The organism is Clostridium sp. TJA038 (genome assembly GCF_058310255.1).
This window is the reverse complement of the sequence record NZ_JBZEFA010000005.1, coordinates 38309-51596: the sequence shown is the minus strand read 5'-3', so window position 1 is coordinate 51596 and position 13288 is coordinate 38309. Positions and strand designations below refer to the sequence as shown.

Below are 13288 nucleotides of genomic sequence, written 5' to 3'. Positions count from 1 at the left end.
TTATAAGTATTAAAATTTTACATTTTTATGATAGGTAATTAAAAGCACCTATAATGCTCGCATCCTATAACGTAGATATACGGGATAACTTAATAAGAATATATTCCTTTCAGTCTCCAACTCCCAGGTGATTTTCCTTAAATATACCTATAGTTTCACACCAAACAACTACTCTCTGAATAAAGTTCTATTTAAGTACTTGCCCTGTTCACAGTCTTTAAAGAAATTATATAATAGCACTTTTAAAAAGTCAACGTAACAAAACCATATATTTGAAAGATTAGATTAATTATTTAATATAAATTATAATAAAAAATCATTTTTGACATAGTCTAATAGTATAAGAAAATACTATTCATTAAAGATAATAAAAGTTAATGAATAATTTTTATTATTTAATGTTGACTTTTCTTATCAAGTAACTTATAATTAAATCATCAAATACATTCCATTCCCTTTTGTTAATCGTGCTGTTTTACTTTACATAAATAGGAGGAAAATAGTATGACTGATAACAATAATTTAAATCAACAAGTAATTGATAAAATGACTAAAGTTTGTATCTGCAGAGCAATCTCAAGAGCAAAAATTAAGGAAGCCATCAAAGATGGTGCAAACACAGTTGAAGCAGTAGCTAAAAAAACTGGTGCTACAACTGGTTCTTGTAAGGGTTGCAGATGTAGAGATAAAATTGAAGAATTAATTGAAGATAACCAATAATTCTTTTAAGCAAAACTTATTTACTGTTTTAATTTTGTATCTCCCTAAAAGAGTACCTGTATAGGTACTCTTTTTTTACTTTATAAAGTTATAAAAAAGCCTTGTATCAAAATTAAATTGATACAAGGCTTTTTTTAAATTTCAAATTCTATTAAATCTAAGTTTTTTGACCAACTATTATAATGTCTAGGGTATCCTTGATTTGTAAGAGGTCCTACACAGTAAAACTTCTTTAAATCAAAACAATTATTTTTTACAACTTTAAATCCTTTTAAAAGATAATGCAATCTACTTTCATATACCTTTTTAATAACTTTAGAGGTTGGCTCTCCCCAAGAAAATATTATATGAGAACTATTTATTAAGCTTTCGAATATTATTAAATCATTTTTTAAATATTCTCCATTTTTAATAAAACCATCATTTCCACATAAAAATAATTCTCCTTTAGAGTTATAAACTTCTTCTAAAACATCTTTACTATATTCAATAACAGGAAATAAAAATACAAAATTTATTTCTCTTATTACTCCAAGCTCATATTCATTATTAATTAAATATCTTATAGCTTTATTAAACTCTTTTCTTAAATCCTCAACATTATGTGATTTTGGTGCTCTAGTTATAACTAATATATTACTAGTACCCTCTTCATTTAAAGTAAAAGTAACCTTAAAGCACCTTCCACCTTCATGATCTAATAAAATATTTATATTATTTTGATTTTTACAATACTTTTGCATAAGCGCTCCCCTTTTTACCAACTCTAGTTCCTTAGCCTCAATATATTTGTATTAAGTATATTCTAACTTTAGTTTAGTATATAATCGAATATTTAGAAATTCTACAAATTTATATAAATTTAATTTCTATTCTAAAAATATATTATCTAAGAAAAATAATATTATTTATTTTTCTTATTTTCTTCTATTTGTGCCGCTAATTCGTTAAGATATTCCCATCTCTCATATTTAAAAGCTAAATCATTTTCTAGCTTTTCTTTCTCTTCTATTAGTTCTTGAAGCCTTCCATATTCTGAAGCATGTTTTGCCATTAAAGAATCTACTTCTTCAATTTTTTCTTCTATCTTCATTATTTCTTCATCTATACTTTCAAACTCTCTTTGTTCTTTAAATGAAAATTTTAAAACCTTGCTCTTATCTTTGTTTTTATCCACAGGTTGTTCTTTTTTATTTTTATCCACAGATTGTTCTTTTTCTTTCTTATTAACAACTTCTTCTGCTTTGTTTAAAAGATAATCCCCATAATTACCATTATAAACAGCTATTTTTCCATTGCCTTCATAAGAAAATATCTTATTACAAATTCTATCTAAGAAATATCTATCATGTGATACAGTTATAACAACTCCTCCAAAATCATCTAAATAATCCTCTAATCTATTTAAAGTTTCAATATCTAAATCATTTGTAGGCTCATCTAATAAAAGCACATTAGGAGCTTCCATTAAAACTCTTAAAAGATGAAGTCTTCTTCTCTCTCCTCCTGATAGCATTCCTATCATTGTCCATTGAAGTGTTCCATCAAATAAAAATTTTTCACACATTTGTGATGCAGTTATTCTTTCTCCCGTAGCAGTTTGTAAATATTCTCCCGCTTCCTTTATATAATCTATAGCTCTCATTTCTGGATGCATATGTGTATCTTCCTGTGAAAAACAAGCTATTTTTACAGTTTCACCTTTTATTATCTCTCCACTATCTGGCTTAATCTTTCCTTCTATCATTCCCATAAGTGTTGATTTTCCTATTCCATTAGGACCTACAATACCTATTCTATCACTTCTTAGGACTATATAGTTAAAATCATCAACAATCTTTTTATTTCCAAAGCTTTTACTTAAATGTTCTATCTCTATTATTTTCTTTCCTAATCTTGTTCCCATAACAGAGATTTCTATATTTTCATTTTCAATAAAACCTTCTTGATTTACTAGTTCATCAAATCTTTGAAGTCTAGCTTTTTGCTTAGTAGTTCTTGCTTTAGCACCTCTTCTTACCCAAGCTAATTCCTTTCTCATAAGGTTTTGTCTTTTTTCTTCACTTGCTTTTTCTATAGCTATTCTCTCCATCTTCTTTTCTAAGAAAACAGAGTAATTTCCATCATAACTAAATAATCTGCCTCTATCTAATTCTAATATTCTATTTGTTACTCTATCTAAAAAATATCTATCATGAGTAATCATTAAAAGAGCACCTTTTCTATTATTTAAATACTCTTCTAACCAACTTATTGTTTCATTATCTAAATGGTTAGTAGGCTCATCTAATATTAATAATTCACAGGGAGTTATTAATGCCGCTGCAAGCATTATTCTCTTTTTTTGTCCTCCTGAAAGATTTCCAACTTTCTCATCAAAGTTAGTTATTCCAAGCTTAGTTAAAACATTTTTTGCTTCACTTTCCATATCCCATAAATTTAAGGCATCTATCTTTCCTTGAAGCTTTATTAATCTCTCTGAATCACTTTCCTTAACTTCACCTTTATCAATTTTCTCAAGCAATTCCTCATACTCTCTTAAAATTTTCATTTCTTCTGAATTACCCTTAAAAACTTGTTCTAAAACAGTAGCATTATCATCATAATCTGGAGTTTGAGCAAGATACTCAATTCTTACTCTATTTCCTTTAGTTACTGTTCCTTCATCTGGTTCTTCAACACCAGCAACTATTTTTAAAAAAGAAGACTTTCCTGTTCCGTTAACGCCTATAAGACCAATCTTCTCTCCTTCATTTATTCCTAAAGACACATTGTTAGCTAAAATTTTTTCTGAATAGCTCTTACTTATATTTTCAAGAGTTATTAAATTCATTGATTATCCATCCTTTTCAAAACAAATCTTATTTTAATTATAATATAAACTGAACCTTCTTCCAAAAATAAAATAAGATATACTTAAAATAATAAATTTTAAATATATCTTTTAAAACAAATTTATATATTAATTTCCTAAAATACCTATCTTATTCTATAAAAATTATTTAAATATAAAGATGTATCACTCATAGATTTAATAATTTCATCATCTCCATAGTCCTTATACCATTTTTCTAAAACTTCATAGGCAATACCATTATATATTAAACTCCCTATTACAAATACCTTATAAGGCAATTTATTAAATGCTATTATTATAATACCAGTACCTATAATCCCATATAAAACTATTCTCTCCTTAGTAATTACTAATCTTTTAATCTGCTTAAAATCAAAAATTCCTATGTATTTTTTTATCTTTTTAGGTGTTGGAACAACTATAGCCTTTATCATTTATTTCACCATAAAAATTACTCTTATTAAAAATATACATTTATACAAATAATATTATTCTAAAGTATAAATTTATTTTTTATAAATACATTTTAAACCTCTTGAAAATCAAAGAATATGTTATAATCTTATAAGAATTATTTTGGAAGGAGCTATTTAAATGGCGAGTAAGTTTTATTTACACAAAGGTAAAAACAAAAAAGCTGAACAAGGCAGACCTTGGATATATATTGATGAAATAAATGAATATGATGGAGACTATGAAAATGGAGATATAGTTGAAGTTTATAATCATAAAGGATACTTCTTAGGAAAAGGATACATAAATGACAGAAGCAAAATAACTATAAGAATAATGACTAAAGATATAGATGAAGAAATTAATTATGATTTCTTTAAAAAGAGATTTAAAACTGCATGGGAATATAGACAAAAAGTTATTGATACTTCCTCTTGTAGATTTATATTTGGAGAAGCGGATTTCCTTCCTGGTTTAACAGTTGATAAATTTGAAGACTACTATGTAATTCAAATATCAACTCTTGGAATGGATAAATATAGAGAATTAATAGTTAAACTTCTAGTTGAAGAATATAAAGCTAAAGGTGTTTATGAAAGAAGCGACATAAAAACTAGAGAAATAGAAGGACTAGAGCAAAGAAAAGGATTTTTAACAGAACCTTTTAATACTGACATAGAGATAATTGAAAATGAAGTTAAATACATAGTTGACTTAGAAAATGGTCAAAAAACAGGTTTCTTCTTAGATCAAAAAGAAAATAGAGCTGCAATGCATAGAATATGTAAGGGCATGGATGTTTTAGATTGCTTTACTCACACAGGCTCCTTTGCATTAAATGCTGGTATAGCAGGAGCTAAATCTGTTTTAGGAATAGATGTATCTCAACATGCTGTAGATTGTGCAACTAGAAATGCAGAACTTAATAACCTTCAAGATATAGTTAAATTTGAAAAACATAATGCTTTTGATGTTTTAGGAGATTGGTCAAGAGAAGGTAAAAAATTTGATGTTGTTATCTTAGACCCACCTGCCTTTACTAAATCAAGAAATACTGTTAAACAAGCCATAAGAGGATATAAAGAGATAAACCTTAGAGGAATAAAAATGGTTAAAGAAGGTGGCTACTTTGCTACATGTTCTTGCTCACATTATATGGACGAAGAACAATTAAAAAAGACTGTAGCTGAAGCCGCTCATGATGCTAGAAGAACTTTAAGACAAGTAGAAGTTAGAACTCAAAGTGCAGACCACCCTATACTTTGGAATTCTGATGAATCATATTACTTAAAATTCTTTATATTCCAAGTATTTTAAGAATTTAAGTTTAAAAATAAATTATTTGGTTAATATATAATTATAGCGAAACTTTATGGTAACTCCCCTTAAACAAAGGTTTAAGAACAATTTATACTACCATTTCTAAGCTATTTAGGGTAATTTGTTCTATCCTAATTTTGCATATAATATTAGATTGTACAAAAAAAGGTATCTGAAATTCAGATACCTTTTTTATTTACATAACTGTTTTTGCAGAAACTATACTAACTCCAGTTCCTAAAACATCTTCTATTATGACATCACCAACTTTAATAGGTAATTTAACAGAAGCTTTATTTATTTCTTTCATAACATCAAATATCATACCTTTTGGAATAGGTTCTGCTGTTTTTACTGGAACAACCATATTATCACAGCCCTCAATCTTAACAGTTGAAGTTACTGTTCTTGTAGGATTTTTAACCTCATTTAAACCATAAATTTCTCCTCTTTTACAAGTGTTACCTGTAACTTTTTCTTGCTCTGTATCTACTGTTAAATGACATCCTCTAGGACATACTATACATATTAACTCTCTCATCATAATTATTCACCATCCTCTAAAGAAATTGTTATTGCACCTTTAGCATCTTTTAATTTGTCTTTAAGAATTGTAATTCTCTCCATCTCAGCTGGAACTACATGAGGCTTTTTGAACTTTTGAATAACATTTCCTTCCTCATCTCTAACAACTATTTGCTTATTCTTAAATACATTTCTAACTCTCATAAATACATTTAAATTGCCATCTAAAGATTCAATTTCAAATTTTTGAGGAACTGTATAACTTATATTCTCTCCATTTTTTATCTCAACAAATTTGTTTAATCTCTTTTTACCCTTAATATACTTAGCTGCATTTCTACCCGCATTTTTAGCTTCTTCAGTTACAAAGTCAACTAAATCATGAACATGAACAACATTACCACAAGCAAATACACCTTCCTTGTTTGTTTCCATGCTCTCTGAAACTACAAGACCATTAGTTCTAAAATCTAGTTGAACCCCAGCATTTTTTGAAAGTTCATTTTCTGGTATTAATCCAACTGATAATAATAAAGTATCAGCATCAAACTCTATTTCAGTACCTTTTATAGGTTGTCTATTTTCATCAACCTTAGCTATAATAACTTTCTCTAATCTTCCATCACCTTTAACATCAACAACTGTGTGAGATAGGTATAATGGAATTCCATAATCCTCTAAGCATTGAACTATATTTCTAGTTAATCCATTTGAATAAGGCATAAGTTCAACAACTGCTTCTACCTTAGCACCTTCAAGAGTCATTCTTCTAGCCATTATAAGTCCAATATCTCCAGAACCTAAAATAACTACCTTTTTACCAACCATATAACCTTCCATATTTATAAATCTTTGAGCTGCCCCAGCTGTAAAAATTCCTGATGGTCTATCTCCAGGAATACTTATAGCACCTCTTGTTCTCTCACGACATCCCATAGCTAAAACGATAGCTTCTGCCTCTATTGTTAAATATCCTTTTTCTGCACTTATAGCATGTATTACTTTATCCTCTATTTCTAGAACCATTGTATCTAACATTACATCTATGTTAGTTCCCTTTACCATATCAATAAATCTTCCAGCATATTCTGGTCCTGTAAGTTCTTCTTTAAAAGTATGTAGGCCAAATCCGTTATGAATACATTGATTTAAGATTCCACCTAGCTCTTTATCTCTTTCTATAATTAATATTTTTTCTACACCATTTTCATAAGCTTCATAAGCTGCTGCTAATCCTGCTGGACCTCCACCTACAACTACTAAATCATATTTCATAACCATGTCCTCCTACTTTGTTTTACCACTTATTATATATGAACCATTTTTATCTAAAAGCACTTCTTCAATATTCATACCAGTTTCACGAGATATTATTTCTTGAACTCTAGGACCACAGAATCCTCCTTGGCATCTTCCACTACCTGGTCTACATCTTCTCTTAACACCATCAATGGTTCTAGCACCTAATGTTCTATTTATACTATCTACTATTTCACCTTCAGTTACATTTTCACATCTACAGATTATTCTTCCGTATCTGCTATCTTTTTTGATTAAGTTTGCTTTTTCTTCTGCTGAAAGTTCTACAAAGTAAATTTGTTCTCTCTTACCATTAAAATCATCTTTTTCTTCTAACTTTAATCCAGCTTCTCCAAGGATTTTTACTACATCTAAAGCAATAGCTGGAGCTGAAGTTAAACCTGGTGATTTTATTCCTGCTACATCAACAAATCCTTTAACATCTTTAGCTTCTTCTATTATAAAATCAGGTCTATCTGCTATAGCACGAAGTCCTGAAAAGTTTCTAATATTTTCTCTAAAGTTAATTTTATTAGTTGTTTTTAGAGATACCTCTCTAACTTTAGCTAATCCATCATATTCTGTAGAAACAGAGTCCTTATCATTTGTATCAATAGCATCAGGACCAACTAATAAGTTTCCATGAACTGTAGGAGTAACTAAAACCCCTTTTCCAAGCTTAGTTGGACATTGGAAAATTGTCTTTTCAAATAAATCTCCTTGATTTTTATCTAAAACATAGTATTCACCTTTTCTAGGAGTTATTTTAAATTCTTCTTTACAAACCATATTATGAATCTTGTCTGCATAAACCCCTGCTGCGTTCACTATGAACTTAGCTTCTACTACATCCCCATTTTCAAGTTTTATCTTGAAGTTTTCATCTTTTTCAATTCCAACAACTTTAGAGTTTAGTCTTAATTCCCCACCATTTTCTATGGCATTTTCTGAAAGAGCTATAGTAAGTTCAAAGGCTCCAACAATTCCTCCTGTTGGACAATATAAAGCACTTTTAACTTTTTCATTTATATTTGGTTCCATTTCTAAAACTTCTTCTCTTGATATTATTTTTAGACCTTCAACACCATTTTTAATGCCTCTGTCATATAGAACCTTAAGCTCTTTTTCATCATCTTCATCAAAACCTATAATTAATGATCCATTTCTTTTAAATGGAACTGATAAATCACTACATAATTTATCAAACATCTTATTTCCTTCAACATTGTATTTTGCCATTAATGTTCCAGGTTCTGGATCATATCCTGAATGGACAATTGCTGAATTTGCTTTAGATGCTCCCATAGCAACATCATTTTCTTTTTCTAATTCTACAACTTTTAAATTATACTTTGTTAATTCTCTAAATATTGCTCCGCCTACTATTCCAGCTCCTATAATTGCTACATCATAAATCATTAAATATCTCTCCCTTTTTTGAAAATAAAAAAAGAACTAAACTCAAAAAAGACATACGAATATCCTTTTTGTGTCTAGCTCTATTTCTCTTATACACAAAATCAAAACTATTTATTAACTTCTAAATTAATTATAACACACTTTTGTAAATGTTTCCACACTTTTTTTAATCTTCTACTGCCCAATCTTTAGCTCTCTCTACAGCTTTCTTCCATTTCTTATGATATTTATTTCTCTTTTCTTCTGATATAGAAGGTTCAAACTCCTCACTTGCATACCAGAATTTAGAGATTTCTTCTTTATCATTCCAATATCCTACAGCTAATCCAGCAAGATAAGCAGCTCCTAAAGCAGTTGTTTCAGTAATTATAGGTTTTATTACCTTTTTACCAACTAAATCAGCTTGGAATTGCATTAAGAAGTTATTTCTACTTGCTCCTCCATCTACTTTTATACAGTTTATATCACATCCAACATCATTTATCATAGCTTCAAGTACATCTCTTGTTTGATATGCAATTGACTCAAGAGAAGCTCTTATTAAATGATTTCTATTAGTTCCACGTGTTAATCCTACTATTATTCCACGAGCATACATATCCCAGTAAGGTGCTCCTAGTCCAACAAAGGCTGGTACAACATAAACTCCACCATTATCCTCTACCTTTGTAGCAAAATATTCAGTATCGCTAGAATCACTTATAATTCTTAATTCATCTCTAAGCCATTGAATAACAGCTCCACCTACGAAAACTGAACCTTCTAAGGCATATTGAACTTTTCCATGCATACCAATAGCAATAGTTGTTAAAAGACCTGATTTACTTTTAACTAATTCATCACCTGTATTCATTAATAAGAAACAACCTGTTCCATAGGTATTTTTTACATCCCCCTTATTAAAAGCAGCCTGTCCAAATAAAGCAGCTTGTTGGTCTCCAGCTATACCAGCTATAGGAACCCTTATTCCTCCCTTTGAACCTAGGTTTGCATATCCATAAATTTCAGATGAATTTTTAACTTCTGGTAACATACTCTTAGGAATACCTAATTCCTTTAACATTCTCTCATCCCACTCAAGAGTCTTTATATTAAATATCATAGTTCTAGATGCGTTAGTATAATCAGTTACATGAGCCTTTCCATTTGTAAGCTTCCAAACAAGCCAAGTATCTACTGTACCAAATAAAAGTTCTCCCTTTTCTGCTTTTTCTCTAGCACCCTCAACATTATCTAATATCCATTTTATCTTTGTTCCTGAAAAATAAGCATCAAGTACAAGACCTGTATTATCTCTAATATAATCTACAAGACCTTCTCTTTCATTTAACTCATCACATATATCAGCTGTTCTTCTACATTGCCAAACAATAGCATTGTATATAGGAACTCCTGTATTTTTATCCCATACAATTGTTGTTTCCCTTTGATTTGTTATTCCTATGGCAGCTATATTTTCTTGAGTAATATTGCACTTTGCCATAACTTCTTGAAGAACACTATATTGAGTTGCCCATATTTCCATAGGGTCATGTTCAACCCAACCTTCCTTTGGATAAATTTGATTAAATTCTTTTTGACTTACTCCGATAATATTTTGTTCCCTATCAAAAATTATCGCTCTTGAACTTGTTGTTCCTTGGTCTAATGCTACTATATATTTATTCATAAAACTCACCTCTTAATTTTATATCCTCCATATATCCTCTTTCGTTGTTGATATACATGTAGCTCCAGATTTTAAAGCTCCCATAACATCATCTTTATCTGAAATTAAACCACCTACTATTAATGGCTTCTGAATTGTTCTTGATAATTCTTTAATTACTTTAAACAATAACCCTGGTAACATTTCAACTGCATCACACTCATCAACTAAATGGTTTTTTGTACTTTGAAAAGAAAGGCTATCTAAAATGAAAACCCTTTGAATAGCTACTAACCCTAGCTTTTTTGCACTTTTTACTGTCTGAGCTTTAGTACTTATTATTCCATTAAAAGTAGTTTTCTCCTTCAAATATTCTAAAACAATTTCTCTATTTGTAAGGCCGTCAACTAAATCTATATGCAATATTCCAATCTTATTCTTTTTTGTTATTCTATTAGAAATATCTATAATGTCTAAAACATTTCCAAACAAAACAAAAATAACATCAACCTCAGTTTCTAAAGCCTTATTTAACTGTTCCATATCCTTTACTGCTGCTACAATAGGGTTATCTTCAAGTATTCTTTTAAAATTAATCATTCTCTATAGCCTCCTTATAATCCTCATAAGTTAATTATACGCTTAAAATATACTTGTATATACCAATGCCCCTGCTACTGCCCCAACTATTGGTGCTACAACTGGAATCCATGAATAAGCCCAATCAGAGCCACCCTTATTTTTCATAGGAAGTAACCAATGTGCAAATCTAGGTGCTAAATCTCTAGCTGGATTAATTGCATAACCTGTTGGTCCTCCTAAAGATACACCTATAACTAAAATTAATAAACCAACAGCTATTGGCATTATTCCATCTGCCATTTTTACATCACCAAGCCCTAAAATTCCAAACATTAGAACAAAAGTGCCTATGAATTCTGTAAAAAAATTCCATTTGTAATTTCTAATAGCTGGTATAGTACAGAAAGTTCCAAGCTTTGCTTCTGGATCTTCAGTAGACTGAAAATGATTGTAATAAGTTAAATAAACTAGTACAGCGCCTATGAAAGCACCCAAAAATTGAGCTATACAGAAGATAACAACTTGCATCCAAGTTAGTCCACCCGTTAATCCTAAAGCAATAGTTACAGCTGGATTAAAAACAGCACCACTAACTCTAGCAAAAATGTAAACTGGAATAGCTACAGCTATTGCCCAACCTACAGTTACTACTATAAGTCCTGCATTGTTACCCTTAGTTTTTTTAAGAGCTATATTTGCAACTACTCCATCCCCTAATAATATTAAAAGCGCAGTCCCAAAAAGCTCAGCCAAGAATTGATTTACCATGACTTTCCACCACCTAGTAATTAATATATTTAGTTTTTAAAATTTAAAATAAAAAAGAGCTAAACCCAAAAAATATGAATTTCTCGTGTTTAACTCTAAAAACTCTTACACAAGTTGAATATAAGTATATACTTTGTATTCCTTTACAATATTATTTTACCACCTTTTGAAATTGTTTTCAACAAATTAAAAATTTAACAATCTTTCCATAAAATTAAAAAAGAGGGATTTTCACCCTCTATCTTTTATTTATTAAATAATAGTTGTTCAATTTCTGATTCTAAATTTTGTATAGCTGTTGGGTCAGCTCCACTTCCATCTAAAGAACTTTGATATTTTTCTATCAATTGTTCTATATCAGTTATGGCATCATTTATAGTGTTATCATCCTTAGGTGTCATATCTTTAATTTCAGTTAAGTCTTTTAAAGCCTTACTCTTTTCTTCATCCCATTCTTTCATTTGTTTATTTTCAAGAACTTCTAAATATTCTTCTTTAAGTCCTAAATAAACTTCAGATACATCACTTGATAAACTATCATTATCTACAACATCATCTTTTTCTTTATCTTTATGTTCTTCTGTAACAGCTTTATTATCAGAAGAATCTTTGTTTGCAGCTTCACTAGAACCTCCACAACCTACTAATTGTAAGCCCATTACTGCAGCAACAAGAACAACCAATAATTTCTTTTTCATAAAAACATCTCCTCTTTAATATCTTATCCTATAAACATAATATAATCTTAAGATTGCATTAACAAACTAAAGTTTTTAACTGTTTACCAAGAAATTAAAGTTAATCTTTTAATATGAAAATTTTAATAAATGTTTTTATATACTTTATCAAAATATTGCTTTATCTTTTTAATAAACTTCAATTAAAAGCAAAATATTCTAAAATAAGATTATTTTACTATTTATTCATAATATAAATAGTTACTTCCTATTATTTATTTTTTATTAATATTTTAATTTATATTTTTTATCTCTCCATCTTTAAATTCTAAAACTAAATTAATTAAATTTTCCTTAGAACAATATTCTAAATCTTCTTCTAGCCCTAGATTTTTTAAAATTTTATAGTGCTTAGCATCTTTTATAAAATCCTCTATACCATTACTACTTTCATAAACATATTTCGCAGTATTAGCTATATCTGTAAGATTCGCCTTTATATCCTTACATATTTCACTTATTATATATCCTGCACAAATAAAATCATCACTAGAGAATTCTCCATTAGTTCCAGAATTAACGAATACTATTTCTTTATCCTCATTTTCTAAATATTTAGCTATAGCTTTTCCATTTAAAACAGAAGCAACTATAACTTTATCTGCTTTACTACATAAATTTAAAGCCCTAGTCCCATTTGTTGTAGACATTATTACAACTTTTCCATTAACTAATTCTTTTTTATATTCTAAAGGAGAATTAGAAAAATTAAAGCCCTCTATCTTTAAAGCCTTTCTTTCTCCTCCTAGTAATACTTCTTCTCCTAAAGCTCTTAACTCTTTAGCTTTTTCAAAGGCTTCCTCTACACCAACTACTGGTATAACTTCCTTAGCTCCGTTGTAAATAGCTGTTGTAATTACAGATGTAGCTCTTAACATATCTATAACTACAGCTACTTTTCCCTTAAGTTTTTCACTATCTATATAATCCGCTGAAATTATAACATCAATCTTCATAAAA

At 29.1% G+C, this 13288-nt stretch carries 13 protein-coding genes and 1 other annotated feature (1 of these 14 only partly in view); of the genes, 2 read left to right on the top strand and 11 right to left on the bottom strand.

The annotated features are described in order from the left end of the window. Window positions 1–221 (bottom strand) — a binding site (T-box leader) (it extends 60 nt beyond the left edge of the window). A gap of 283 nt (window positions 222–504) precedes the next feature. Further along, complete coding sequence (locus AC4FQV_RS09275; protein ID WP_491140033.1) at window positions 505–720, top strand: (2Fe-2S)-binding protein; 216 nt, start codon at window positions 505–507, stop codon at window positions 718–720. A gap of 134 nt (window positions 721–854) precedes the next feature. Here the strand turns inward: AC4FQV_RS09275 and AC4FQV_RS09270 are convergent, their stop codons facing one another. The 3 genes from AC4FQV_RS09270 to AC4FQV_RS09260 all read right to left on the bottom strand — a co-directional run bounded on the left by AC4FQV_RS09270 (window position 855) and on the right by AC4FQV_RS09260 (window position 4011). Continuing rightward, a complete protein-coding gene (locus tag AC4FQV_RS09270; protein ID WP_491140034.1) occupies window positions 855–1463 on the bottom strand; it encodes a DUF1643 domain-containing protein in 609 nt (202 codons plus the stop codon). A gap of 161 nt (window positions 1464–1624) precedes the next feature. After that, entirely contained in the window at window positions 1625–3553 is a 1929-nt protein-coding gene (locus AC4FQV_RS09265) for an ABC-F family ATP-binding cassette domain-containing protein (RefSeq protein ID WP_491140035.1), read from the bottom strand. 146 nt (window positions 3554–3699) lie between these two features. Next, window positions 3700–4011, bottom strand: coding sequence for a hypothetical protein (locus AC4FQV_RS09260; RefSeq protein WP_491165373.1), 312 nt, complete (start codon window positions 4009–4011; stop codon window positions 3700–3702). Window positions 4012–4171: 160 nt separating this feature from the next. Between AC4FQV_RS09260 and AC4FQV_RS09255 the strand changes: the two genes are divergently transcribed. Beyond that, entirely contained in the window at window positions 4172–5347 is a 1176-nt protein-coding gene (locus AC4FQV_RS09255) for a class I SAM-dependent rRNA methyltransferase (protein ID WP_491165372.1), read from the top strand. A gap of 199 nt (window positions 5348–5546) precedes the next feature. Here the strand turns inward: AC4FQV_RS09255 and AC4FQV_RS09250 are convergent, their stop codons facing one another. The 8 genes from AC4FQV_RS09250 to AC4FQV_RS09215 form a co-directional block, all read right to left on the bottom strand. Next, window positions 5547–5894, bottom strand: a complete 348-nt coding sequence (locus AC4FQV_RS09250; protein ID WP_491140039.1) for a DUF1667 domain-containing protein — start codon at window positions 5892–5894, stop codon at window positions 5547–5549. A gap of 2 nt (window positions 5895–5896) precedes the next feature. Next, window positions 5897–7150, bottom strand: a complete 1254-nt coding sequence (locus AC4FQV_RS09245; protein WP_491140040.1) for an NAD(P)/FAD-dependent oxidoreductase — start codon at window positions 7148–7150, stop codon at window positions 5897–5899. 12 nt (window positions 7151–7162) lie between these two features. Further along, window positions 7163–8593 carry an NAD(P)/FAD-dependent oxidoreductase gene (locus AC4FQV_RS09240; protein ID WP_491140041.1) on the bottom strand — a complete coding sequence of 477 codons (1431 nt, stop codon included), beginning with the start codon at window positions 8591–8593 and terminating at the stop codon, window positions 7163–7165. A 166-nt stretch (window positions 8594–8759) separates the two neighbouring features. Further along, window positions 8760–10262: a glycerol kinase GlpK gene (gene glpK / locus AC4FQV_RS09235; RefSeq protein WP_491140042.1), complete on the bottom strand. Its 1503-nt coding sequence runs from the start codon at window positions 10260–10262 to the stop codon at window positions 8760–8762. Window positions 10263–10280: 18 nt separating this feature from the next. Further along, a complete protein-coding gene (locus AC4FQV_RS09230) occupies window positions 10281–10841 on the bottom strand; it encodes a glycerol-3-phosphate responsive antiterminator (RefSeq protein WP_491140043.1) in 561 nt (186 codons plus the stop codon). Window positions 10842–10883: 42 nt separating this feature from the next. Then, the gene (locus AC4FQV_RS09225; RefSeq protein ID WP_491140044.1) at window positions 10884–11591 is read right to left on the bottom strand and encodes an MIP/aquaporin family protein; all 708 of its coding nucleotides are present in this window, start codon (window positions 11589–11591) and stop codon (window positions 10884–10886) included. A gap of 245 nt (window positions 11592–11836) precedes the next feature. Further along, window positions 11837–12289, bottom strand: coding sequence for a hypothetical protein (locus AC4FQV_RS09220; RefSeq protein ID WP_491140045.1), 453 nt, complete (start codon window positions 12287–12289; stop codon window positions 11837–11839). Between the two features lie 272 nt (window positions 12290–12561). After that, window positions 12562–13284: a 2-phosphosulfolactate phosphatase family protein gene (locus tag AC4FQV_RS09215; RefSeq protein WP_491165371.1), complete on the bottom strand. Its 723-nt coding sequence runs from the start codon at window positions 13282–13284 to the stop codon at window positions 12562–12564. Window positions 13285–13288: the final 4 nt, after the last annotated feature.

Coding starts and splice junctions, on each gene's coding strand:
- AC4FQV_RS09275 (WP_491140033.1), top strand. CDS start 505: ATGACTGATAACAATAATTTAAATCAACAAGTAATTGATAAAATGACT.
- AC4FQV_RS09270 (WP_491140034.1), bottom strand. CDS start 1,463: ATGCAAAAGTATTGTAAAAATCAAAATAATATAAATATTTTATTAGAT.
- AC4FQV_RS09265 (WP_491140035.1), bottom strand. CDS start 3,553: ATGAATTTAATAACTCTTGAAAATATAAGTAAGAGCTATTCAGAAAAA.
- AC4FQV_RS09260 (WP_491165373.1), bottom strand. CDS start 4,011: ATGATAAAGGCTATAGTTGTTCCAACACCTAAAAAGATAAAAAAATAC.
- AC4FQV_RS09255 (WP_491165372.1), top strand. CDS start 4,172: ATGGCGAGTAAGTTTTATTTACACAAAGGTAAAAACAAAAAAGCTGAA.
- AC4FQV_RS09250 (WP_491140039.1), bottom strand. CDS start 5,894: ATGATGAGAGAGTTAATATGTATAGTATGTCCTAGAGGATGTCATTTA.
- AC4FQV_RS09245 (WP_491140040.1), bottom strand. CDS start 7,150: ATGAAATATGATTTAGTAGTTGTAGGTGGAGGTCCAGCAGGATTAGCA.
- AC4FQV_RS09240 (WP_491140041.1), bottom strand. CDS start 8,593: ATGATTTATGATGTAGCAATTATAGGAGCTGGAATAGTAGGCGGAGCA.
- glpK (WP_491140042.1), bottom strand. CDS start 10,262: ATGAATAAATATATAGTAGCATTAGACCAAGGAACAACAAGTTCAAGA.
- AC4FQV_RS09230 (WP_491140043.1), bottom strand. CDS start 10,841: ATGATTAATTTTAAAAGAATACTTGAAGATAACCCTATTGTAGCAGCA.
- AC4FQV_RS09225 (WP_491140044.1), bottom strand. CDS start 11,591: ATGGTAAATCAATTCTTGGCTGAGCTTTTTGGGACTGCGCTTTTAATA.
- AC4FQV_RS09220 (WP_491140045.1), bottom strand. CDS start 12,289: ATGAAAAAGAAATTATTGGTTGTTCTTGTTGCTGCAGTAATGGGCTTA.
- AC4FQV_RS09215 (WP_491165371.1), bottom strand. CDS start 13,284: ATGAAGATTGATGTTATAATTTCAGCGGATTATATAGATAGTGAAAAA.